General features: G+C 63.2%; 11 protein-coding genes. 6 read left to right on the top strand and 5 right to left on the bottom strand.

The window, feature by feature from the left end; genetic code table 11:
- Nucleotides 1-220: 220 nt before the first annotated feature.
- Nucleotides 221-13,159: a non-ribosomal peptide synthetase gene (locus tag MUM_RS0102255; RefSeq protein WP_010166503.1), complete on the bottom strand. Its 12,939-nt coding sequence runs from the start codon at nucleotides 13,157-13,159 to the stop codon at nucleotides 221-223.
- A gap of 63 nt (nucleotides 13,160-13,222) precedes the next feature.
- Nucleotides 13,223-13,981 (bottom strand): thioesterase II family protein, encoded by a 759-nt coding sequence (locus MUM_RS0102250; RefSeq protein ID WP_010166501.1) that lies wholly within the window; start codon nucleotides 13,979-13,981, stop codon nucleotides 13,223-13,225.
- A 278-nt stretch (nucleotides 13,982-14,259) separates the two neighbouring features.
- Here MUM_RS0102250 and MUM_RS0102245 point away from each other — a divergent pair, with 278 nt between their 5' ends.
- Nucleotides 14,260-14,811, top strand: coding sequence for an RNA polymerase factor sigma-70 (locus tag MUM_RS0102245; protein ID WP_010166498.1), 552 nt, complete (start codon nucleotides 14,260-14,262; stop codon nucleotides 14,809-14,811).
- A gap of 856 nt (nucleotides 14,812-15,667) precedes the next feature.
- Here the strand turns inward: MUM_RS0102245 and MUM_RS0102240 are convergent.
- The 3 genes from MUM_RS0102240 to MUM_RS0102230 form a co-directional block, all read right to left on the bottom strand.
- Complete coding sequence (locus tag MUM_RS0102240; protein WP_010166496.1) at nucleotides 15,668-16,681, bottom strand: GNAT family N-acetyltransferase; 1,014 nt, start codon at nucleotides 16,679-16,681, stop codon at nucleotides 15,668-15,670.
- Between the two features lie 66 nt (nucleotides 16,682-16,747).
- The gene (locus MUM_RS0102235; RefSeq protein WP_029615741.1) at nucleotides 16,748-17,536 is read right to left on the bottom strand and encodes a substrate-binding periplasmic protein; all 789 of its coding nucleotides are present in this window, start codon (nucleotides 17,534-17,536) and stop codon (nucleotides 16,748-16,750) included.
- A 99-nt stretch (nucleotides 17,537-17,635) separates the two neighbouring features.
- Entirely contained in the window at nucleotides 17,636-18,259 is a 624-nt protein-coding gene (locus MUM_RS0102230; RefSeq protein ID WP_010166492.1) for a TetR/AcrR family transcriptional regulator, read from the bottom strand.
- Between the two features lie 153 nt (nucleotides 18,260-18,412).
- On the opposite strand from MUM_RS0102230, the gene MUM_RS0102225 reads away from it, so the two are divergent.
- The 5 genes from MUM_RS0102225 to MUM_RS0102205 are packed head-to-tail and all read left to right on the top strand — an operon-like array spanning nucleotide 18,413 to nucleotide 24,645.
- Nucleotides 18,413-20,191 carry an acyclic terpene utilization AtuA family protein gene (locus tag MUM_RS0102225; protein WP_010166491.1) on the top strand — a complete coding sequence of 593 codons (1,779 nt, stop codon included), beginning with the start codon at nucleotides 18,413-18,415 and terminating at the stop codon, nucleotides 20,189-20,191.
- Nucleotides 20,192-20,203: 12 nt separating this feature from the next.
- Nucleotides 20,204-21,076 carry an SDR family oxidoreductase gene (locus tag MUM_RS0102220; RefSeq protein ID WP_010166489.1) on the top strand — a complete coding sequence of 291 codons (873 nt, stop codon included), beginning with the start codon at nucleotides 20,204-20,206 and terminating at the stop codon, nucleotides 21,074-21,076.
- Nucleotides 21,077-21,079: 3 nt separating this feature from the next.
- Nucleotides 21,080-22,696: a geranyl-CoA carboxylase subunit beta gene (gene atuC / locus MUM_RS0102215; RefSeq protein WP_010166487.1), complete on the top strand. Its 1,617-nt coding sequence runs from the start codon at nucleotides 21,080-21,082 to the stop codon at nucleotides 22,694-22,696.
- A gap of 21 nt (nucleotides 22,697-22,717) precedes the next feature.
- Nucleotides 22,718-23,875, top strand: a complete 1,158-nt coding sequence (atuD, locus tag MUM_RS0102210; RefSeq protein ID WP_010166485.1) for a citronellyl-CoA dehydrogenase — start codon at nucleotides 22,718-22,720, stop codon at nucleotides 23,873-23,875.
- A complete protein-coding gene (locus MUM_RS0102205; RefSeq protein WP_010166484.1) occupies nucleotides 23,872-24,645 on the top strand; it encodes an enoyl-CoA hydratase/isomerase family protein in 774 nt (257 codons plus the stop codon). Before atuD ends, MUM_RS0102205 begins: the two co-directional genes overlap by 4 nt.
- Nucleotides 24,646-24,816 lie beyond the last annotated feature (171 nt).

Below are 24,816 nucleotides of genomic sequence, written 5' to 3'. Positions count from 1 at the left end.
CAGTGGATAGAGGGCCAGAATTTCCTCTGGCACCGTCCTATCACACGCTGAAATGCAGTCACCGCCTACTGTCAGAATTCACAGGTTCGCCTTGAAACAGGCGAATTTCAGACCGGTGGTAATCAATCCCGGCCAGTCAAGACTAGCGTACCGATGCCCTGAAAAATGGGGGTGTTGATGCCTGCGATGAGGCCGTCACAAACAGCGAAGATTCAGCGCCTTACAATCCCTCCAGCTCCGCCATCAAATCACTCAGCCGATCCACCTTCTCCGCGCTGATCTCATTCGCCGCCAGCCCGTCGATATACCCCGCCAATTCCTCCACCGTGCTGCACTCGAACATCGCCCGCAACGGCACATCCCGCTGCAGCGTCTTCTGCACCCGTGAAGCGATCTGCGTGGCCAGCAACGAATGCCCGCCCAGTTCAAAGAAGTTGTCCTGCACCCCCACACGCTCGACTTTGAGCACTTCGGCCCAAATGCCGGCCAACGTCTGCTCCAGCTCATTGCGCGGCGCCAGATAATCCTGGCTGTGCAACTGGCCGATCTCCAGCGCCGGCAAGGCCTTGCGGTCGAGCTTGCCGTTGGCGTTCAGCGGCAAACGGTCGAGCCACAGCCAATGCAACGGCACCATGTACTCCGGCAGCTCGGCCCGCAGGCGTTGCTTGATGCGATCAAGGCGCTCACCCGGGTTTAGCTGCGCATCCGCCGCCACCAGGTAGCCCACCAGATGTTTGCCATTGACGCCCTCCTGCACCCCGACGGCCGCATCGCGAACTTCCGGTTGCTCATGCAGGCGCGCTTCGATTTCTCCCAGTTCGATCCGGTAACCCCGAATCTTCACCTGATGGTCGATGCGACCGACATATTCCAACACCCCATCACTGCGACGGCGGGCCAAATCCCCTGTTCGGTACAACCGGTCCGCACCAAATGGATTCGGCACAAACGCTTGCGCCGTGCGCAACGGGTCGCTGACATAGCCACGACCCACGCCAGTCCCGGCCACGCACAACTCGCCGACGGCGCCTTGGGGCACCAACTCCAGCGCGCCATCCAGCAGGTACAAACGGTTGTTGTCGGTCGGCGTGCCAATCGGCAGGTAAGTGCCACGGGTCGACGCCAGGTCGACGCGGAAGAACGCCACGTCATCCGAGCACTCCGCCGGGCCATACGCGTTGACCAGGCCAATCTCCGGGTAACGCAGCAACCACTGGTGAGCCAGCTCCGGCGGCATTGCCTCACCCGTCGGCAGCATCCAGCGCAAACCATCCAGACTGATCCGATCCTGGGCGAGCATGCCCTGGATCAGCGACGGCACGCTTTCCAGCACGGTAATGCCCTGGGCCTGGACGTGAGCCAGCAAGCCTTGGGGATCATGGGCAAGGGTGTTCGGCACAACGTCCACCCGCGCCCCGAACAGCGGCGCCGCGAGGAATTGCCACACCGAGATATCGAAGCTTTGCGAAGCGGTTTGGGCAATCACATCGCTCTCGCTCAAACTCAGGTACGGCACTTTGCTCAACTGGTTATTCAGCATGCCGCGCTGTTCGACCATCACGCCCTTGGGCAGGCCAGTGGAGCCCGAGGTGTAGATCACGTAGGCCAGGTTATCCGGGCCGCTGTAGATGCCCGGGTTCTGCTCTGAACCCACCAGTTCTTCCCAGACCAACAGCTTCGGCCGCGCGCCACAGGCGAACTCTTCCAGCAATACCTGCGCCTGCTCAAGGCACGCCTCGGTGCACACCAGCAACGGCGTACGACTGAGGTCGATAATCCGGCTCAAGCGCTGGCTCGGCAGCCCCGGGTCCAGCGGCAAGTAACCCGCCCCGGCCTTGAAGCTGCCGATGATCATGCCCAGCAAATCCAGATTACGCTCGGCCAGCAACGCCACCGGTTGATCCAGCCCGACACCGGCGGCAATCAGCGCATGGCCCAGGCGGTTGCTGCGCCGGTTCAGCTCCGCATAGCTCCATTGCTGATCCAGGCAACTGGCGGCAATCCGTTGTGGATGCCGTGCCACTTGCTCCTCGAACAGCTCGACGTAACTACGCTCCAGCGGGTATTCATGCGCGCTCTGGTTGCAGCCGTCCACCAGGAACTCACGCTCCTGCTCACCAATCAGCGGCAAGTCGGCCATGTCACCGTGGAAGCCCTGCACCAGCGCAAGCAGCAGGCGCTTGAACTCACCGAGCATGCCTTGCACGGTGGTTTCATCGAAATAACGCTGGTCGTAGGACAGGTGCAAGCCCAGGTCATCGCCTGGGTAGCACACGGCGGTCAGCGGGAAGTTGGTGTGGGTGCGACCGGAATCCGAGGTGGCATTCAGGCTTTGCGCACGGTCCAGCACCGAGACTTCCACCGGGGCGTTTTCGAACACGAACAGGCTGTCGAACAGCGGCTGACCCTTGGGCAGTTCGCTGTGCTCCTGGATAGTCACCAGCGGCAGGTATTCGTACTCGCGCAGTTGCATGTTGCTGTCGAGCAGGCCGCTCAACCATTGGCGCACGCTGCACGTCTGGTCATCCTCGGGCAACTTGACCCGCAACGCGATGCTGTTGATAAACAGCCCGACCGTGCGCTGCATCTCCGGCATTTCCACCGGGCGCCCGGCCACGGTGACGCCGAACAGCACGTCGCGATCACCACTCAAGCGCCGCAGCACCAGGGCCCACGCCGCCTGGGCGAAGGTGTTCACCGTCAGTTGATGCGCCTGGGCCAGCTCGCGCAATTGCGCGCCATCGCGCACATCGAGGCGGGTGTAGCAGTCACCCACCACCATGCCGCCGCTGTGGCCCGCGTGTTCGCGCAGGAACGGCCGGTCGCTCGGGATCGGCGTGGTGCGCTCAAAGCCTTGCAGGTTCTGCTGCCACCACTGGCGCGCCTCGGCCAGGTTCTGGCGTTGCAGCCAGGCGATGTAATCGCGGTAACGCGGTGGCGTCGCCAGTTGCGCGTCACGGCCTTCGCCGAGGGCCATATAGATGTCGAAGAAATCATTCATCAACAGCGAGCGGCACCAGGCATCGATCAAAATATGGTGGTTGCTCATCATGAACCAGTAGCGCGCCTCGCCCACGCGGATCAGCCGCAAGTGGAACGGCGCCTGGTTGAGCAGATCGAAGCCGGCTTCACGCTCGCTTTTAAGCAGTGCTTGCAGACGCGGTTCCTGTTCACTTTCTGGGTCGGCGCTCCAGTCGAGGTATTCGATCCGCGTGCTGCCCGGCTTGTGGATAACCTGCAGCATGTCTTCACCGACGTTCCAGCAGAACGAGGCACGCAACGCTTCATGCCGGGCGATCACCGCCTGCCAGGCCTGGGCGAAACGCTCCGGGTCCAGGGCGCTGTTGATGCGGTAGCGGTCCTGCATGTAGTAGAGGCCAGTGCCCGGTTCCAGCAGGGTGTGCAGCAGCAAGCCTTCCTGCATCGGCGTCAGCGGGTACACATCTTCGATGGCCGCGGCCGGCACCGGCAGCGCGTCGAGTTGCCCTTGGGTCAGGTGCGCCAGCGGGAAGTCCGACGGCGTGAGGCCGCCCGCGTCTGGCTTGAGGCAATGCTCGATCAGGCTCTGCAATTCCGCCAGGTAAGCGTCCGCCAGTTCAGTGATGGTCTGGCTGTCGTGGCGCTCGCGGCTGAAGGTCCAGCGCAGCACCAGCTCACCGCCATACACCTGGCTGTCGACGCTCAGCTCGTTAGGCAGCGGCGCGTCCGGGTCGTGGGCAATCCCGGCAAATTCGTCCAGCGGGTGAAACAGCGCGTCGGCGCCAAAGCTCTGGTCGAACTGGCCAAGGTAGTTGAAGGTGATGCTGGCCGTCGGCAACGCGGCCATGGTCTGGCGGCACAGGTCGTCGGCCAGGTAGCGCAGCACGCCATACCCCAAACCCTTGTGGGGTACGCCGCGCAATTGCTCCTTGATCGCCTTGATCGAGGCGCCCTGCCCGGCCGCTTCTTCGATGTGCAGCGGAGTCAGGCGCAGCGGGTAAGCGCTGGTGAACCAGCCGACGCTGCGGGTCAGGTCGATCTCGTCAAACAGGGTTTCGCGGCCGTGGCCTTCGAGCTGGATCAGGGCCGACGTGTGGCCGCTCCAGCGGCACAGCACACGGGCCAGGGCGGTCAGCAGCAAATCGTTGACCTGGGTGCGGTAGGCGCTCGGTGCCTGCTGCAACAGCTGGCGCGTGCGCTCGGCATCCAGGCGCACGCTGACGGTATCCGCGTCACGATTGCGCAGCGAACCTTGCGGGCGATCCACCGGCAATTCAACGGTGGGGCCAGCCAACTGCTGCTGCCACACGTCCAGTTCTTCACGCAGGGATTCGCTGCCGGCATAGGCCTGCAAACGCGCCGCCCAGTCGCGCAAGGCGCTGGTCTTGGCGGGCAGGCTGACGGGTTGGCCGTCGCTCAACTGGCGATACACAGTCTGCAAATCTTCCAGCAACACGCGCCAGGAAACGCCGTCCACCACTAGGTGGTGGATCGCGATCAGCAGGCGACGCTGGCCTTGCGGCCCGTCCACCAGCAACGCGCGCAGCAGCGGGCCATGGGCAAGGTTGAGGCTGCGCTGGGTGTCGGTGAACAGCGCGTGGCACTGCTCCATGTCCGCCACCTGGGCTTGCAACAGCAAACCGCCTTCCGGTACCGCCAAGTGTTCGGCGTGCCATTGCGCGTCGCGCCGGGTGAAGCTCAGGCGCAAGGCGTCGTGGTGCTCCAGTACGGCCAGCAACGCTTGTTCCAGGCGATGGGGTTCGAGGGCCTGAACCGGCTCCAGTAGCAATGCCTGGTTCCAGTGCTGGCGCTCCGGGATGTCGGTGTCGAAGAACCAGTGCTGGATGGGTGTCAGCCCGGACGCGCCGGTCAACACGCCTTGCTCGGCGATGACCTGCTCGGTGCGGGTCGCTACGGCGGCCAGGGTCTGTACGGTCTGGTGCTGGAACAGATCACGCGGGCTGAAATGAATCCCCGCCTGCCGTGCCCGGCTGACCACCTGGATCGACAGGATCGAGTCGCCGCCCAGCTCAAAGAAGTTATCGTCGAGTCCGACCTGCTGCACGTTCAATACCGCACACCAGATCGCCGCCAGGGTTTGCTCCAACTCGTTGCGCGGCGCCACGTACTGTTGACGGTTCGCCTCGGGGTCCGGCTGCGGCAAGGCGCGACGGTCGAGCTTGCCGTTGGCGGTCAGCGGCATGCTGTCGAGGACGATCAGGTGCGCGGGCACCATGTAGTCCGGCAGCTGTGCTTTCAGATGGTTCTTGAGGGATTCACGCAAGGCGCCCTGTTCTTCGTCGCTGACCAGGTAGGCCACCAACTGTTTGCCACTCGGTGAGTCCAGCGCCAACACCACCGCTTCACGCACCGCTGTGTGTTCCAGCAGGCGGGTTTCAATTTCCCCCAGCTCGATACGGAAACCGCGAATCTTCACTTGATGGTCAATACGGCCGAGGTACTCCACCAGGCCATCGGCACGCTGGCGCACCAGGTCGCCGGTGCGATACAGCCGACCGCCGTTCGTGGCAAACGGATCAGCCACAAACCGCTCCGCCGTCATGCCCGGGCGCTGGTGATAACCCTGAGCCAGGCCAGCACCGCCGACATACAACTCGCCGGTCGCACCTTGCGGCACCAGGGCCAGATCCGCGTCCAGAATGTAGGCCACGCGCGCGCCGATGATGCTGCCGATCGGCACGCTGCCGGCGCCCTCCTCCAGGGTTTGCGGGGCAAGACTGGCCAGCGGCATCACCACCGTTTCTGTCGGGCCATAGGCGTTGAAAAACAGCGCCGGCTTGAACGCGGCGCGAATACGCTGCAGGTGTTCGCCGGTCAAGGCCTCCCCGCCGGTGATGCACATGCGCACCGGCAGGGTCTGGTTTTGCGTGGCCAGCCATTGCGCCAACTGGCTGCCGTAGCTCGGGGTAAAGCCGAGGATATTGATGCGGTGCTGACGAATCAGCCCGCAGATTTCTTCCGCATCCCATTGGCCCTGGGCCCGCAATACCACCTGCGCACCGCTGAGCAACGGCACCAGCAGACGCTCGGTGGCGGCGTCAAAGTTGATGGAATAGAAGTGCAGCTCGCAGTCATCCGGGCGCATGCCGAAGCGCTCGATCACCGCCTGGCAATGCATGGCGATTTCACCGTGGGACACCACCACGCCCTTGGGCTTGCCGGTGGAGCCGGAGGTGTAGATCAGGTACGCCTGATGTTGCGGCAGGCTGATAAACGGCAACTCGCTGGCCGGGTACGCGGCCAGGGTCGGCTGGTCATCTTCCAGGCACCAACGGCCCACGCTGGCGGGCAATTCACCCAGCGCGTCGAACATCGCGGCGTCGCTGAGCAGCAGGCCGATGCCACTGTCTTCGATCATGTAGTGCAGGCGGTCCAGCGGGTATTCCGGGTCCAGCGGCACGTAGGCGCCACCGGCCTTGAGGATTGCCAGCAGGCCGACGACCATCTCCAGCGAACGCGGCAGCGCCAGGCCGACCCGCACCTGCGGGCCTACGCCACGCTCGCGCAGCATCCAGGCCAGGCGGTTGGCGCGGCCGTCGAGTTCGCTGTAGCTCAGGGTCTGCCCGGCAAAGGTCAACGCCGGGGCATCCGGACGGGCCAGGGCCTGCTCGCTGAACAGGTGATGGATGCACTGGTCGAGGCGATGTTCGCCGGCTTCAATGCCCAGGCTGTCTTGCAGGGCGCGCTGTTCGGCGGCTTCCAGCAACGGCAACTCGCTCAGGCGCTGGTGCGGATCGGCGAGCAAAGCTTCCAGCAGGTTTTGCCAATGCGCGGCCATGCGGGCAATACGCGGCTCGTCGAACAGATCGGTGCTGTAAGTCAGGCAGCAGCCCAGGCGATGGTCGAGGTCGGTGACTTCCAGGTTGAGGTCGAACTTGGTGGCGCGGGCATCATTGGCCAGGTACTCGACGGTCATCCCCGCCAGCGTGCGGCTTTGCTGGAACTCCCAGCGCTGCACGTTGCACATCACCTGGAACAGCGGGTTGTACGCCGCGCTGCGGGGTGGCTGCAGGGCCTCCACCAAGTGGTCGAACGGCAGGTCTTGATGGGACTGGCCTTCGATCACCGTGTGACGCACCTGCTCGAACAATTCGCCGACGCTCATCTGCCCGTTGAGCTGGCAACGCAGCACCTGGGTGTTGAGGAACGCGCCGATCAGCCCTTCGCTTTCCGGGCGAATCCGGTTGGCCACCGGCGCACCGATGCGCAGGTCGGTCTGGCCGCTGTAGCGGTACAGCAACACGGCGAGGGTGGCGGTCATGGTCATGAACAAGGTCAAACCACGCTCGGCGTTGAACGCTCGCACACGGGCGGCGAGGTCATCGCTCAAATCGAAACGGTACAGCTCGCCCTGATGACTTTGCACCGGTGGCCGCGGACGGTCGCCCGGCAGCTCCAGCAGTGGATGCTCAGTGCCCAGTTGCGCGGTCCAGTAATCCAGCTGGCGCTGACGCTCGCCGGATTCCAGCCACTGCCGTTGCCACACGCTGTAGTCGAGGTACTGCACCGGCAGCGGCGCCAGTGGCGATTCGCGGTCGTCGATGAAGGCTTCGTACAGTGCGCTGAGTTCACGGGCAAAGATGTCCATGGCCCAGCCTTCGGTGACGATATGGTGCAGGGTCAGCACCAGGTAATGTTCCTGCTCGCCGGCCTTGACCAGGCAGGCACGCAGCAACGGCCCGGTTTCCAGATTGAAAGGCGTGTGGGCTTCATGGTCGGCCAGTTGCTGCACACGGCGTTCCCGCTCGGCTTGATTGAACCCCGAGAAATCCTGCCAATCCATGCGCACGCCGGTTTGCGCCGCAACCTTCTGCTGCGCCACGCCGTTGATGCTCGGGAAGGTGGTGCGCAGGGTTTCGTGACGCATGATCAAAGCCTGCAACGCCGCCTCGAAACGCCCCACGTCCAGCACGCCACGCAGCCGCGCCATGCCGCCGACGTTATACGCCGGGCTGTCCGGTTCCATCTGCCAGAGGAACCACATGCGCTGCTGGGAATAGGACAGCGGCACCGGTTGGCTGCGGTCGACCTTGCCGATGGCCCGTTGTTGATTGCGTTGGCCCGAGGCCTGGATCAGCCGCACCTGTTCGGCGAAAGCCCCCAGCTCGCTGGCTTCGAACAGCGTGCGCAGCGGCAGCTCGACGTCGCAGGCCTGGCGGGTACGGGAGATGATTTGCGTGGCCAGCAACGAATGGCCGCCGAGGGCAAAGAAGTCGTCCCGCAGGCCGATGCGCGGCAGGACCAGCACTTCGCGCCAGATCGCGGCGATTTGCTGTTCCAGCGGTGTTTCAGGCTCGACGTGTTCACGCACCCGCCACACCGGTTCCGGCAAGGCCCGCCGATCCAGTTTGCCGCTGGGGCTCAGGGGCATTGCGTCCAGGCGCATCAACTGCGCCGGCACCATGTACTCCGGCAGCTCGGCGGCCAGGGCGGTTTTTACGTCCTGTTCATCCAGCGCTTCGCTGGCGGTGTAGTAGCCGATCAACTGCGCACCGGCAGCGGTTTCGCGCACCAGCACCACCGCTTGGGCGATGCCGTCGAGGGCCAATAGACGCGCTTCGATTTCTTCCGGTTCGACACGGAAGCCGCGCAACTTCACCTGCTGATCCAGGCGCCCGAGGTATTCCAAAACACCGTCGGCAGCCCAGCGCACGCGGTCACCGGTGCGATACAGGCGTGCGCCCGCCTCGCCCAGCGGGTCGGCGACAAACCGTTCAGCGGTCAGCCCCGCACGCCCGAGGTACCCGCGCGCCAGGCCGATGCCGCCGATGCACAATTCACCCGGCACACCCGCCGGCAGCGGGTTGAACTGATCATCCAGCACTCGGCAAATCACATTGCCCAGTGGCCGGCCAATCGGCGAGCGCTCACCGTCATCCCCCCGGCAATGCCAGTGCGTCACGTTGATCGCGGTTTCGGTGGGGCCATACCGGTTGTGCAACTGCACCGCCGGCAACTGCGCCAGCACCCGGTTGCGCAATTCGGCGGGCAACGCTTCGCCGCCGGAGAATAGGCGGCGCAGGCTGGTGCATTCGGCCGCCAAAGGTTCATCGACAAACAGCTGCAACAGCGGCGGCACAAAGTGCAGCGTGGTCACGCCGTATTCCTGCACCAACTGGGCGATGCGATGGGGATCGCGGTGCTCACCCGGCCCGGCCAGTACCAGCCGGCAACCGGTGATCAGCGGCCAGAAGCATTCCCACACCGACACGTCGAAACTGATGGGCGCCTTTTGCATCAGCACATCGGTTTCATCCAGTAGGTAGGTGGCTTGCATCCACTGCAAGCGCTCGGCTAGCGCAGCATGGGTGTTGCCTACGCCTTTGGGCTGGCCGGTGGAGCCGGAGGTGTAGATCACGTAGGCCAGGTTGTCGCCATTCAGGTGCAGGCCCGGCGCGTGGGTTGGCCAACTTTCCAGCTTTAGGCTGTCCATGGCGATGACACTGACGCCTTCAGCCGTAGGCAGTTGTTCCAGCAGAGAAGTCTGGGTCAACAGCAGTTGCACGCCGCTGTCCTTGAGCATGTAGGCCAGGCGGTCCGCCGGGTAATCCGGGTCCAGGGGCACGTAGGCGCCGCCGGCCTTGATGATCGCCAGCAGGCCGATCAACAGTTGCGGCGAGCGCTCGGCGGCGATGGCCACGCACACGTCCGGGCCGACGCCCTTGTCCCGCAGGTAATGGGCCAGGCGGTTGGCCTGGGTGTGCAGTTGGGCGAAGGTCAGGCTGCCGTCCTGCCACACCAGCGCGGTGCGTTCCGAGACCTGTTGGTTGAGGTGTTCCGGCAGCCACTGCTGCGCCGCCGCGCAAGGGGCAGCGCTCCACTGGTGTTGCTGCGTGTGCTCGTCGTCGTGCAGCAGTTTCAAGTCGCCGATGGCCTGTTGCGGTTGTTCGCAGGCGGCTTGCAGCAGGTTGATGAAGTGCTCGGCCAGACGCTCGATAGTCGCGGCGTCGAACAGTTCGTCGGCGTAGTCGAAGGACAGGCTCAGGCGCCCGTTACGGTCTTCTTCGCTGTGCAGTTGCAGGTCGAACTTGGCTTCGCGGCTGTGCCACGCCAGCTCGTCGGCGAGCAGGCCCGGCAGGCGACGCAAGGCACTCAGGTCGCGTTGCTGGTGGTTGAACATCACCTGGAACAGGCCTTGTTCCCGGGCTTGCGGAAAGGCTTCCAGCAACTGCTCGAACGGCAGGTCCTGATGGGCCTGGGCACCCAGCGCGGTGGTTCGCGTCGCCGCCAGCAACTCGGCGAAGGGCAGGCGTGCATCCAGTTCGGCGCGCAGCACAAGGGTGTTGATAAAGAACCCGATCAGACCTTGGGTTTCCTGGCGCGGACGGTTGGCGTTGGGCACGCCGATGCGGATATCGCGCTGACCGCTGTAGCGATGGAGCAGGCTCTGGAACGCCGCGAGCAACAGCATGAACGGGGTGGATTCGTGGGTTTGGGCGGTCTTGCGAATGGCTTCGCCGAGGCTCGCACTCAAACGCACACTGTGGCGTGAAGCACCGCGTACCGTTTGAGCCGAGCGCGGGTGATCGGTGGCCAGGCTCAGGGTCGGGTGTTCGTCACCAAGCTGTGCTTTCCAGTAAGCCAGTTGCCGCTGGCTCTCGCCTTCGGCCAGCCACTGGCGCTGCCAACTGCCGTAGTCAGCGTATTGCAGGGCCAGCGCTGGCAGCTCAAGGGTTTGGCCCTGGGACGCTGCGGCATACAGGCGCGAGAATTCGTCGATCAATACAGTGAGCGACCAACCGTCCGCAATGATGTGGTGCATCGTCACCAGCAACTGGTGGTCTTCGTCGTCCAGGCGCACCAACGTCACCCACAGCAACGGGCCTTTCTCCAGGTCGAACTGGGTGCGGGCTTCGTCTTCGCGGATCTGGTTCGCGCGGGCTTCGCGCTCGGCGGCAGGCAGGTCGCTGAGGTCGATGACTTGCAGCTCGAAATCAACCTGAGCGTCGACTCGCTGGAAGCCTTGGCCATCGCGTTCAAAGAAGCGCGTGCGCAAGGCTTCGTGGCGCTGGATCAGTTGCTGGAAGCTCACACGCACCGCGTCTTCGTCCAGCTCGCCGCGCAAACGCAGGCCGCCGGGGATGGTGTAGGCGCTGCTGTGCGGGTCCAGTTGCCAGGTGATCCACAGGCGGTTTTGTGCCAGGGATTGCGGCAAGTCTTCCTGACGCGACAGGGCATGGATCGCGCCTTGGGCGACGCCGCCGTCCTGCTGCAATTGCGCGACGCTGGCGGCGAAGGCAGCCAGGGTTGGCGCTTCGAACAACAGGCGCAGGTTCAGCTCCAGACCCAGGGTTTCCCGCAGCCGGGCGACCACCTGGGTGGCGCTGATGGAGTTGCCCCCCAGCAGAAAGAAGTGATCGTCGGCAGCGACTTGCGCCACCTGCAATTGCTCGCACCAGATCGCGGCAATCTGGCTGTGCAGTTCGGATTCCAGCGCCGCATCACCGGCCTGGGCCTGCACGCCGGGGAACTGCGCATAACTGTCGAGACTGCCATCCGCCAGGCGCGTGCGGCAAGCCGAACGCTGCACCTTGCCGCTGGAGGTTTTCGGCAAGCCACCTGGGTTAAGCAACACCACCACGCTTGGGGCTTCCTGGCAGGCTTCGGCCACCGCTTGGCGGATCGCCTTGATCAACGCTTCGGGGGGCAGGATTTTTTGCACGCTGCGGCTGATTTCCGCGGCGATGCCGATGCCTTCCTGGCCGTTGTCATTCACCGCAAACGCCGCGACGCGGCCCTTGCGCACCACTTCCACTTCACGCTCGATGGCTTGCTCGATGTCCTGGGGATACAGGTTGTGGCCGCGCACGATCAGCAGGTCTTTGAGGCGGCCGGTGATGAACACCTCACCTTCGCGGATAAAACCCAGGTCGCCGGTCCGCAGCCAGGTGCGACCAGCGTGCTGGACGAACGTCTGGGCGGTGGCTTGCGGGTTGCGCCAGTAACCGTGGGCGATGCTCGGGCCGGCAGCCCAGATTTCACCCACGGCATTGTCAGGGAGCGTCATCAGGGTGGCGGGGTCGGCAATCAACACGGCATGTTCAGGCTGGCTGGTGCCGCAACTCATGATCGCCGCGCCCTGCCCCGGCTCGGCGCGGTTGGCGGCCAGGGCCTTGTCGTCCAGGCGCAGGGCCGGGATGCCCTGGCCTCGGGTGCCGCCGGCAACAAACAGCGTGGCTTCAGCCAACCCGTAGGAGGCGAAGAAACTGTTCGGGGTGAAACCGCAGACGGCGAACTTCTCGGCGAAGCGTTCCAGGGTATCGAGGCGGATCGGCTCCGAGCCGGAATACGCCACGCGCCACTTGCTCAAGTCCAGGCGCTCCAGGGCCGAATCACTGACCCGCTCGCTGCACAGCCGATAGGCAAAGTCCGGCCCGCCGCTGATGGTGCCGCCGTATTCGCTGATCGCTTCCAGCCAGCGCAGTGGCCGGCCGAGGAAGTACGCCGGCGACATCAAGACGCACGGCACCCCGCTGAAGATCGGTTGCAGCAGGCCGCCGATCAGGCCCATGTCGTGGTACAGCGGCAGCCAGCTGACGATCACGTCATCGGGGTTCAGGTCGATGCCAAAGCCCCGGCGAATCAGCAGCTCGTTGGCCACCAGGTTGCCGTGGGTGACTTGCACCCCCTTGGGCAACGCGGTGGAGCCGGAGGTGTATTGCAGGAACGCGATGTCATCGTCCGAAAGGTTCGGCGCCACCCAGTCGGTGGCGATGTCGGCACTCAGTTGGTCGACGCACAGCAGCTGCGGCGCACCTTCCAGTTGCTGCAGCGAATCACCGAGGCTGGCGGTGGTCAGCAGTAACCGGGGCTCGGCGTCCGCGATGATCGACAGCAGCCGCTCCTGATGATGACGGCGAGCGGACTCCGGCGGATACGCCGGCACCGCGATCACCCCGGCATACAGGCAACCAAAAAACGCCGCGACGTAATCCGGCCCGCTGGGGAACAACAGCACCGCGCGATCACCCAGCCCGGCGCTGGCCTGCAAGGCGGCGGCGATCGTGCGGGCGCGCAGGTCAAGGTCACGGTAGCTGAGGACAGCGCCCTGCTCAGCCGTCTCGGCGAGAAAGCGCAACGCCGTTTGATCCGGGGTTCGCGCGGCGCGGCGTTGAAGGGACTGAACCAGGGTGCGGGGAAGTTCGAAGGCGTCCATCATGGGGTTCCTGCCTGAAATCGGCTTACTGGGAAATCGGGGAATGTGTGGCCGGAGTGGGCTGGTTCAGCCGGTCGCCCGGGCCATCTGCCGCGCCGCGCCATTGCGCCAGCGGGCCAGGTGTTCGTCGGCATAGCGCCGCACACAGCGCAGTACAGAACTTTCGTGCTGCACCAGGAAGAAGTGGTGACCGTCAAACATGTCGAGGGAGAAACCGCTGGCGGTGTCTTGCTGCCAATCCAGTAGTTGATCGGCGCGCACACTGTCCTGCTTGCCGCCAAACACATGGATGGGCAGGGCCAACGGCTCACGCTCGCCGTATTCAAAACTGCCGCACAGGAGGAAGTCGGCCCGCAGGATCGGCAGCATCAACTGCATCAGCTCGGCATTGGCCAGCACGTCTTCGCCGGTGCCCTTGAGTTCACGCAGGCGGGCGATCAGTTGTTCGTCGTTTTTCTCGATGGCGTACTCGCTGACATCCCGACGGGCCGGGCCGGCAGTGCCCGACGCAAACAACGCCAGTGGCTGCGGCACACCTCGCTCACGCAGGGCATGGGCCAACTCGAATGCCAGCAGGCCGCCGAGGCTGTGGCCAAACAAGGCGTAGGGGCCGTCCAGCTCCGCGCTGATCTCTTCGGCGAGTTGCCCCGCCAGGGCCTTGATGTCGCGCTGCAACGGCTCGTCCATGCGCATGCCGCGCCCCGGCAACTCCAGCGGCCGCACCTGCAACCACTCGGGCAGCACCCGCCGCCAGCGGCTGTAAACCATGGCGCTGGCGCCGGAATAAGGCAGGCAAAACAGGCGTAATCGAGCCGGCGTGTTCATTTCAGACCACTCCCGCTCACACGATAAAAACCCATTTTGTCCTCCTCCAGGCGCTGATCCTTGGCCGGTTTGTTAACTGGCCTGTCACCCATGAGAACGGATGGCCCCTGGAAATAATTAGTCAGCGAGACGCGGTTCACACCTCTCGATAAGGCATAAGATTAGTTCGTCTTCTCATTTGACAATCATTATCATTAAGCATAATTTGTTGCCCGATGTGTAGGAGGCCTCAGCAAGGACGCCCTCCCCCAACCTTCTCTTGCAACAAGGTGATTTCCATGACGGAACAAGTATCCACAGGCAGGTGCGACTCACCCCTCCTCCAGGCCTTCGTCGATAACCGGCTGATCCTGGTCAAGATCGCGGCGCGTATTACCGGCTGTCGCTCCCGCGCCGAAGATGTGGTGCAAGACGCCTACTTCCGGTTGCAATCGGCACCGACTATCACCTCATCGTTCAAGGCGCAGCTCAGTTACCTGTTCCAGATCGTGCGTAACCTGGCCATTGATCATTACCGCAAGCAGGCGTTGGAGTTGAAATATTCCGGCACTGAAGAGGAAGGGTTGAATGTGGTTATTCACGGGGCTTCACCTGAGACTTCGCACATCAATTTTTCTACGCTGGAAAACATCGCGGATGCGTTGACGGAGTTGCCTCAGCGCACGCGTTATGCGTTTGAGATGTACCGGTTGCATGGGGTGCCGCAGAAGGATATTGCCAAGGAGCTGGGGGTGTCGCCGACGCTGGTGAACTTTATGATTCGGGATGCGTTGGTGCATTGCCGCAAGGCTTCCGGGACCCATAGCGACACGTTTGCGCGGCGGGTTTGATTGGCTTTGCTTTGCCCTGCCCTGCTGCTGAGTGCATATCCGTTATTTGGGTGATGGCTGGTATGGGTTCCGCTCTTACAGCGGGTCACTTTTGAAAGGAGCCCAAAAGTAACCAAAAGGCTCTTGCCCCACCACTCGGCACCTCGCTTGGGCTCGGTGTGCCCTCACTCCGGCATTACTACGCGGGCCGCCGCGACGGGGCGTCCCTGGCCCGTCGCGGCTAACCCGGCGTCCTGCCGGTTTACCCGCTCCGTACTACCTGCGTTCGGCCAGCGTGGTTTAACGGGGCGCCTAAGATCAAGATCAAAAGCAGATCAACAGCACAGCGGCCTACAGGCCGGCTTGAGTGGTGTGAAGCAAAGGCAAAATCAAAATCTAAAGCAGGCACGGTCAAATGTGGGAGCTGGCTTGCCTGCGATGGCATCGCCTCGGTGTACCTGAAAAACCGAGGTGTCTGCATCGCAGGCAAGCCAGCTCCCACAGAAAAGCAGAGCCGCATCAGTTTCAGATTTGGTTTTCGCTTTGGCTTTTGATCTGGCTTCTACCACTCAAGCCGGCCGGTAGGCCGCTGTGCTCTTGCTTTTGATCTTGATCTGACTGCCCCAATAAGCCCGAGGCCGAACGCAGGGATTGAGGAGCGGGTAAACCGGCAGGACGCCGGTTTAGCCGCGACGGGGCAGGGACGCCCCGTCGCGGCGGCCCGCGGAGCAATGCCGGAGTGAGGGAACACCGAGCCTAGGCGAGGTGCCGACAGGCGGGGCAGAGCCCTTTGCTTACTTTGGGGCTTTTCCAAAGTGAGTCGCTGTAAGAGCGAAACCATATTCAGCCGTTACCTAAATAACGGATATGTACACACTCAAACCAACCCACACCGCTCAAAAAACCGCTCCCGCCCCAGGATCATCAACGCCGCCCGCTTATGCGGAAAATCAAACTCCTTCTCACAGTGGAAACACTGATTCTGCATATACCCAATCATCTTCCCGTTATCCGCCCGAGGCTCAGCCACCACCCGCTGCGTACGCGGATCATCCAGAAACAGGTAATGCACCAACGCCGACAACCAACTCGCTACCTTGTGCGGCCCCCGGTGATGCTCTTCCCCCACCAGCATATGAATCCCACGATCGTAATCCGCCACGTCATAGAACGGCGCAATCCGATCCTCCTTGGCCCAATACGCCTCGAAATACGCAAACGGCTCATCATCGAAACAGCCGATCAACGTCAACGCATGAGGATCCGCTTCCAGCGTGTCCAGATACTCCCGATGCTGCTCAAGGCTGCCACTTTCCTGCCAGAAATTCGCCACGCGCGTGCTGTTCTGCCACCGATTAAACCGCGCCAGATCAACATCAATCTCCACCGTGCGCAGTGAAATCCACGCCCCCAACCGCGCATCGAACCGTCGATAAACCTCACCCCGAGGCTTCGGCGCACGGGCAGGATGACGCTTACCCGCGCTGATAATCATCTGCTGCGGATAAGTCCCTGTGAGGGATTGCCCCAGCCACGGTTGCGGCAATTGCCAAAACAACGTGCGCTCGCAATAAAACTGCCCGGCAACCTCGGTGGCCACCAGCAACCCACTGCGCAAGGCATCCTCCGGCACATGCTCAAGGCGCCAGACCAGCCGCTGCCGCCCGGGCTCCCTGGCAAACAACCAGTAACAGGCCGCCCACAACGCACGGGCAGCCGGCACACTGCCGGGCTCCTGCAAGTGCACCTGCAGCTCATCGCCCCGCTCAAGGCGCAGGCGAATCAGCGGCTGCCCTTCAAGGGTAAGGCTCAGGCGCGTGTCAGTTTCATCAGCATTCAGGGCAGGCCCCGCCGGCAACGGCAGGGAAGACAGGTCATTCAGATTGGACATGGGGTGGGCTCACGAATCGTCGACAGTTCAACAAGTGACGTGAGCCACGGGCAAAAATTTAGACGATCAGGGCACCGGCATCACATCGATGCGGTAAGGCTCGAAGATCTTCAACAACTGGCCATTGTCCCGCAACTGCTTGAGCAGCCCGGCGAACGCCGGCCCGGTGATCGGTGCCTTGGGCCGCAGCAATGCGTAGTGGTGGTACACCTGGTCAATCCGCTCGGACACCAGGAATTGCCCCGCCGTGTCGGCATTGCGCACCAGGAAATCGCTGAGGTAGGAGCGCGTCACCAGGGCGATGTCGGCCCGACCCCGGGCGACCATCAGCAGGTTGCTGTCGTGGGAATAGGTCAAGGTGGCGTTGAAGTGCTCCGCCAGGTACTTGGGGTCTGGGTTGAAATTGGCGAACGCATAGTGATAACCACTGAACACCGCCAGGCGCTTGCCGGCCAGGTCGGTGAAATAGGATTGGTCGCGGCCGGGCTCCTGCTGGGCGACGAAGATTTCGGCGTCTTCCAGGCCCATGTCGACCGCGGTGTGGGGAATATCCTGCCAACCCCATTTCGGGTTTTCGAAGATCGCCATGTCGACCCGGCCTTGCTGAAAATCGCGAAAACGCCGGGGAATCGAGGTGGGCACCAGCACAAACTGGTAGTCGGTTTGCAGCGCGTTCAAGGCTTCTACCAGTTGCGGCAGTAAACCGGTGTCGGCGCCCTGCTCCGGGCGCACGGTGTACGGCGGAAAATGCGCAGCACCGATCCTCACCAATTGGGCGGCCGAAGCCGGCATCAGCCACAGTGCGCCAAGCGCCAATATTGAGAGTCCTGCAGCCAATCGCCAAGGCGAAAACATCAAGGCACACACCGTCGAAAACTTTGATCCCGCTAAGCTAGGCGTTTTTGTCTATCGAGACAACTTTCTGCCACACAATTAATAGCTTGCGCGAACGGGCTAGTCAGCTTTCAACACCATCAGCAAGGCTTCATCGGCCAGTTGCTCCAGGGTCATGCTGCCCTGGGCGCGAAACCAGGTGGTGGTCCAGGACAACGCGCCGGTCAGAAAGCGCCGGGTGATAAATACATCGCCCCTGATATAACCGGCCTCCTTGGCCTCTCCCAGCACCTGCAACCAGATGTCTTCATAAATATCACGCAGGGCCAGCACCTGGGCCTGGCCCTCGGCCGAGAGTGAGCGCCACTCGTACACCAGCACCGCCATGGCCTCGCCGCTGCCGCCCATGATCGACTGCAATTCGCAGCGAATCAGCGCCAGCACCCGTTCACGCACGTTATTCGCTTCGGCCAGGGAAGCGCGCATCAGGGCGGTGTTGTAGTGGATGGTTTCCTCCATCACCGCCCGCAGGATTTCGTCCTTGCTCTTGAAGTGATGAAAGATACTGCCGGACTGAATCCCGACCGCGCCGGCCAGGTCACGCACGGTGGTGCGCTCAAAGCCCTTGTTGCGAAACAGGTGCGCCGCGGTTTGCAGCAGCTTGCCACGGGCACTGTCGGGGTCGGTCAATTGGCCGGCGTCGACCATGGTGCGCATCACCCGCAGGGCTTTTTGCTCATCCATGCTGCTCTCCTTAACTTCTGATTACGTCTTGGCCGGCAATTTAGGCCGTGGCAGCCAACCAAGCAAGCGCTTGGGGCAAAGTTGTGACCAGAGTTTACAAACCAAGCGCTTGCTTGGTAGTCTCGACTCATCCAACCGGAGGAAGGACGCCCCATGAACAAGACGGTACGCATCGGCTGCGCCAGCGCCTTCTGGGGCGACACCTGCACCGCCGCTGCGCAGTTGGTGCACGGCGGCGCGCTGGATTACCTGGTGTTCGACTACCTGGCGGAAGTCACGATGTCGATCCTGGCCGGGGCACGGATGAAGGATCCCCAGGCCGGCTATGCCACGGACTTCGTCGAAGTGCTGACGCCGCTGCTGGCGGATATCCAGCGCCAGGGCATTCGCGTGATCAGCAATGCCGGCGGGATCAACCCCCAGGCCTGCGCTGCCGCGTTGCAGGCGGCCTGCGACCTGGCCCGAATTCCATTGAAGATCGCCGTGCTGCTGGGGGATGACCTGCAACCGCAGTTCAAGCAGTTGCACGGCATCACCGACATGTTCAGCGGCGCGCCGCTGCCGGCGATGTGCGTGTCCACCAACGCCTACCTCGGCGCGCCGGGCATCGTGCAGGCGCTGAAGCTCGGTGCCGATATCGTCATCACTGGCCGTGTGGTCGACAGCGCGGTGGTCAGCGCGGCGCTGGTGCATGAGTTCGACTGGTCCTGGCAGGATTACGACCGCCTGGCCCAGGCGGCATTGGCCGGGCATGTCATCGAATGTGGCGCCCAGTGCACCGGCGGCAACTTCACCGATTGGCGGGAAGTGCCGGACTACGAACACATCGGTTTCCCGATTGTGGAGGTCAGTGCCGACGGCCAGTTCACCGTCAGTAAAGTCGACGGCACCGGCGGGCTGATCAGCGAACTGAGCGTTGCCGAGCAACTGTTGTATGAAATCGGCGACCCGCGCGCCTACTTGCTGCCCGACGTGATCTGCGACTTCAGCCAGGTGAAACTCCAGCAGCAAGGTAAAAACCACGTGCACCTGCACGGCGCCAAAGGCCTGCCACCGACCGACCAATACAAGGTCAGCGCCACCTACCCGGACGGCTTTCGCTGCACCGCCAGTTGCCTGATCGCCGGGATCGACGCAGTGGCCAAGGCCGAGCGGGTCAGCCAGGCGATCATCAACAAGACATCAGAACTGTTCAACCAGCGCGGCTGGGCGCCCTACACCGACGTCAACATCGAACTACTGGGCAGCGAAGCCACCTACGGCCCCCACGCCCAACGCCAGGACTGCCGCGAAGTGGTGGTGAAACTGGCGGTGCGTCACCCCAACAAACAGGCGCTGGTGCTGTTCGCCCGGGAGATTGCCCAGGCAGCCACCGGCATGGCGCCAGGGCTTACCGGCATCGTCGGCGGGCGGCCCACGGTGTACCCGCTGATTCGGCTGTTTTCGTTCCTGATCGATAAAAGCGTCTGCCCATTGCAGGTCGATTTCCTTGGGAAGCGGCATGCCTGCGAGCTGCCGACAGCCGAGCCGCTGAACACTGCGATCGCCTTGCTCGACCCGCCCAAACCCCAGGGTCGCGCCGATGCCAACGTGCCGCTGGTCAAACTGGCCGTGGCCCGCTCCGGCGACAAGGGCAACCACAGCAACATCGGGGTGATCGCCCGCGACCCCGAGTACCTGCCGTGGATCGCCGAAGCGCTGACGCCCGAAGTGATCGTCGACTGGATGAGCCACGTGCTCGACCCGATTCACGGCCGCGTCGAACGCTGGTACTTGCCCGGCAGCAACAGCCTGAACTTCCTGCTGGAAAACGCCCTGGGTGGCGGCGGGATTGCCAGCCTGCGCATCGACCCGCAAGGCAAGGCCTTCGCCCAGCAACTGCTGGAAATCCCGATTGCCGTGCCGCAGCACATCGCCGATCAACTCACTTAAAGGACCCACGCCGTGGCCTTCGACTCGATCTTCAAAGCCGACCTGTTCCAGAGGCAGAGCATTATCGTCACCGGCGGCGGCAGTGGCATTGGCCGCTGCACCGCCCACGAACTGGCGGCCCTTGGCGCCCATGTGATTCTGGTGGGGCGCAAGCCGGAAAAACTGCAAACGGTGGCGGCAGAGATTGTTGAAGACGGCGGCCGCGCCAGCTGGCAGGCCTGCGACATCCGTGATGAAGAAGCGGTCAAGGCGCTGGTCAGCCAGGTTCTGCAGGAACACGGCCCGATTCATGGCCTGGTAAATAACGCCGGCGGCCAGTACCCCTCGCCGCTCGCGTCGATCAACCAGAAGGGCTTTGAAACCGTGTTGCGCACCAACCTGGTGGGCGGTTTCCTGATGGCTCGGGAAGTGTTCAACCAGTGCATGAGCAAGCACGGCGGGTCGATCGTCAACATGCTCGCCGACATGTGGGGCGGCATGCCGGGCATGGGCCACTCCGGCGCGGCGCGTTCGGGCATGGACAACTTCACCAAGACCGCCGCCTTCGAATGGGGTTACGCCGGGGTGCGGGTCAACGCCGTGGCGCCGGGCTGGATTGCATCCAGCGGCATGGACACCTACGAAGGTGCGTTCAAGGCGGTGATTCCGACCTTGCGCGAGCATGTGCCGCTCAAGCGCATCGGCACCGAATCGGAAGTCAGCGCGGCGATTGTGTTTTTGCTCAGCCCCGCCGCCGCGTTCGTCAGCGGCAGCACCCTGCGCATCGACGGCGCCGCCAGCCTCGGCAGCCGCGCCTGGCCGCTGCACAAGGCGCAACCGCCGAGCGCGTCCTTTAATGGTTTCCACCGGGCGTACGTGCCGGATGTGCTCAAGGAGGAGAAATAAGCCATGCCGGTGATCGACTCGCAACTCGACGCCCACAGCGTGCCATTCGCGCAGAACCGCGAAGCGATGCTCACGGGCGTCAATCAACTGCGCCAGTTGGAGCAAAACCTGCTGGCCAAGGCAGCTGAAGCCAAGGCCAAGTTCGACAAGCGCGGGCAACTGCTGCCGCGGGAACGCCTCAATTTGCTGCTGGACCCCGGCGCGCCGTTCCTCGAACTGGCAAGCCTGGCCGGCTACAAACTGCACGACGACAAGGACGGCAGTGCCGCCGGCGGCGGGTTGATCGCCGGTATCGGCTACGTCAGCGGCGTGCGTATGCTGGTGGTGGCCAATAACAGCGCGATCAAGGGCGGGACCATCTCCCCCTCGGGCCTGAAAAAATCTCTGCGCCTGCAACAGATCGCCATGGAAAACAAACTGCCCGTCGTGACCCTGGCGGAAAGCGGCGGCGCCAACCTCAACTACGCCGCCGAGATTTTCGTCGAAGGCGCCCGCAGCTTCGCCAACCAGGCGCGGATGTCGGCCATGGGCCTGCCGCAGATCACCGTGGTGCATGGCTCGGCCACGGCGGGCGGCGCGTATCAGCCAGGGCTTTCGGATTACGTGGTGGTGGTGCGCGGTAAAGCCAAACTGTTTCTGGCCGGCCCGCCACTGCTCAAGGCCGCCACCGGCGAAATCGCCACCGACGAAGCGTTGGGCGGCGCCGAAATGCACGCACAAACCGCCGGCACCGCTGAGTACCTGGCGGAAAACGACGCTGACGGTGTGCGCATCGTGCGCGAGATCGTCAGCCTGTTGCCGTGGGATGACCGTTTGCCGGTCGTGCAAAAGCGCGCGTATGCCGAGCCGCTGTACCCGATTGAAGAGCTGCTGGGACTGATCCCCGACGACCCGAAAAAACCCTATGACGTGCGGGAAATCCTTGCGCGACTGGCGGACGGTTCCAACTTCCTCGAATTCAAGGGCGAGTTCGACCCGCACACCGTCTGCGGCCACCTGCATATCCAGGGCCGCGCTTGCGGTTTTATCGGCAACAACGGGCCGATCACCCCGAAGGGCGCGAGCAAGGCCGCGCAATTTATCCAGCTGTGCGACCAGAGCCAGACGCCCCTGCTGTTCTTCCACAACACCACCGGCTTCATGGTGGGCACCGAGTCGGAACAGCAAGGCGTGATCAAGCACGGTGCGAAGATGATCCAGGCGGTGGCCAATGCCCGGGTACCGAAGCTGACCATCGTCGTCGGCGGCTCCTACGGCGCCGGCAACTACGCGATGTGCGGCCGAGGCCTCGACCCGCGTTTTATCTTCGCCTGGCCCAACAGCCGCACCGCCGTGATGGGCGGCGCCCAGGCCGGCAAGGTGCTGCGGATCGTCACCGAGGCCAAGCAACTGAAAGACGGCCTGGTGCCTGATCCCAAGGTGCTCGACATGCTCGAACAGGTCACCGCCCAGAAACTCGACAGCCAGTCCACCGCGCTCTACGGCAGTGCGAACCTGTGGGACGACGGGCTGATTGATCCACGGGACACCCGGACCTTGCTGGGGTTTCTGCTGGACATCTGCCATGAGGCCGAAGTGCGGCAGTTGCAGCCCAACAGCTTTGGTGTGGCGCGGTTCTAAACCTTCAGGAGAACAATAAAAATGATCTTCACCCAGGAACACGAAGAATTGCGTCGCACCGTCCGTGGCTTTGTCGAACGCGAGATCAACCCGCATGTGGATGAATGGGAAAAGGCCGGGCGTTTCCCGATCCACGAGATCTTCCGCAAGGCCGGTGAACTTGGATTACTGGGCATCTCCAAGCCGGAAAAATTCGGCGGCATGGGTCTCGACTACAGCTACTCCATCGTCGCCGCCGAAGAGTTCGGCAGCATCCGTTGCGGCGGCATCCCCATGTCCATCGGTGTGCAAACCGACATGTGCACCCCGGCCCTGGCCCGCTTCGGCTCCGATGAACTGCGCGACGAATTCCTGCGCCCGGCCATCAGCGGCGAACAGGTGGGCTGCATCGGCGTCTCGGAAACCGGCGCCGGCTCCGACGTGGCCGGGCTGAAAACCCATGCCCGCAAGGACGGCAGCGACTACGTGATCAACGGCAGCAAGATGTGGATCACCAACTCGCCGAGTGCCGACTTTATCTGCCTGCTGGCCAACACGTCGGACGACAAGCCGCACATCAACAAGTCACTGATCATGGTGCCGATGAACACCCCCGGCATCAGCGTCAGTCCGCCCCTGGAAAAACTCGGCATGCACAGTTCGGAAACCGCCCAGGTGTTTTTCGACGACGTGCGCATCCCCCAGCGCAACCGCATCGGCCACGAAGGCGCGGGGTTCATGATGCAGATGTTGCAGTTCCAGGAAGAGCGGCTGTTTGGCGCGGCCAATATGGTCAAGGGCCTGGAGTACTGCATCGACAGCACCATCGAGTACTGCAAGGAGCGCAAGACCTTCGGCAAGGCATTGATCGACAACCAGGTGATCCACTTTCGCCTGGCCGAACTGTCCACCGAAATCGAGTGCCTGCGGGCGCTGGTGTACCAGGCCACCGAGCAGTACATCAAGGGCCAGGACGTGACACGCCTGGCCTCCATGGCCAAGCTCAAGGCCGGGCGCCTGGGTCGGGACGTCAGCGACAGTTGCCTGCAATACTGGGGCGGCATGGGATTCATGTGGGACAACCCGGTGGCCCGGGCTTATCGGGATGTGCGGCTGGTGTCGATTGGCGGGGGGGCGGACGAGATCATGCTGGGGATCATCTGCAAATTGATGGGCACCCTGCCGGGGAAAAAGTCGTGAATACGTTGCTGCTGGAGCCGCATAACGGGGTGTTGCACGTGACCCTCAACCGGCCCGACAGCCGCAATGCCATGAGCTTGGAGATGGTCGAGGAACTGCGCGCGGTGCTGGCGGATGTGGCTGGGGACCAGAGCGTACGGGCACTGGTTATCAGTGGCGCGGGTGGGCATTTTTCGGCGGGCGGGGATGTGAAGGACATGGCTCGCGCGGGGGCCACGGGTGGCTTGCAGGCGTTGAACCGGGCGTTTGGCACGCTGTTGCAGGAGGTTGAGGCGCTGCCGCAGGTGGTGATCGTGGTGCTGCAGGGGGCGGTGTTGGGCGGTGGGTTTGGGCTGGTGTGTGTCAGTGATGTGGCGATTGCGGATCATCAGGCGCAGTTCGGGTTGCCGGAGACCAGCCTGGGGCTGCTGCCGGCGCAGATTGCGCCGTTTGTGGTGAAGCGCGTTGGGTTGACTCAGGCACGGCGGCTGGCTTTGACCGCGGCGCGGTTTGATGGGGTTGAGGCGCAGCGGTTGGGGTTGGTGCATTTTGTGGAGCACGATTCGCAGGCGTTGGCGGAGCGGGTGGATGAGGTGTTGGGGCAGGTTTTGCGCTGTGCTCCCCGGGCTAATGCGCGGACCAAGGCGTTGGTGTTGGCCAGTGGTGAGCAGGCTTTGGGGCCGTTGTTGGACCAGGCTGCCGAGTGGTTTGCCGAGGCGGTGGGTGGTAAGGAAGGGATTGAGGGGACACAGGCTTTTGTGCAGAAGCGTAAGCCGGGGTGGGCGCGATGAATCGGGGGCATATCCGTTGTTTGGGTGATGGCCGCTTAGGGTTCCGCTCTTACAGCGGGTCACTTTTGAACAGCGCAAAAGTAACCAAAACGCTCTTGCCCCACCACTCGGCACCTCGCCTAGGCTCGGTGTGCCCGAACGCAGGCATTACTCCGCGGGCCGCCGCGACGG

This window comes from Pseudomonas sp. PAMC 25886 (genome assembly GCF_000242655.1).
Lineage (GTDB): Bacteria > Pseudomonadota > Gammaproteobacteria > Pseudomonadales > Pseudomonadaceae > Aquipseudomonas.
Note: the sequence above shows the minus strand (reverse complement) of the source record. Positions and strands in the feature narration are given on the sequence as shown.

Bases quoted from the DNA above. Each gene is read 5' to 3' on its own strand.
- MUM_RS0102255 (WP_010166503.1), bottom strand. From the start codon at position 13,159: ATGATGGACGCCTTCGAACTTCCCCGCACCCTGGTTCAGTCCCTTCAA.
- MUM_RS0102250 (WP_010166501.1), bottom strand. From the start codon at position 13,981: ATGAACACGCCGGCTCGATTACGCCTGTTTTGCCTGCCTTATTCCGGC.
- MUM_RS0102245 (WP_010166498.1), top strand. From the start codon at position 14,260: ATGACGGAACAAGTATCCACAGGCAGGTGCGACTCACCCCTCCTCCAG.
- MUM_RS0102240 (WP_010166496.1), bottom strand. From the start codon at position 16,681: ATGTCCAATCTGAATGACCTGTCTTCCCTGCCGTTGCCGGCGGGGCCT.
- MUM_RS0102235 (WP_029615741.1), bottom strand. From the start codon at position 17,536: ATGTTTTCGCCTTGGCGATTGGCTGCAGGACTCTCAATATTGGCGCTT.
- MUM_RS0102230 (WP_010166492.1), bottom strand. From the start codon at position 18,259: ATGGATGAGCAAAAAGCCCTGCGGGTGATGCGCACCATGGTCGACGCC.
- MUM_RS0102225 (WP_010166491.1), top strand. From the start codon at position 18,413: ATGAACAAGACGGTACGCATCGGCTGCGCCAGCGCCTTCTGGGGCGAC.
- atuC (WP_010166487.1), top strand. From the start codon at position 21,080: ATGCCGGTGATCGACTCGCAACTCGACGCCCACAGCGTGCCATTCGCG.
- atuD (WP_010166485.1), top strand. From the start codon at position 22,718: ATGATCTTCACCCAGGAACACGAAGAATTGCGTCGCACCGTCCGTGGC.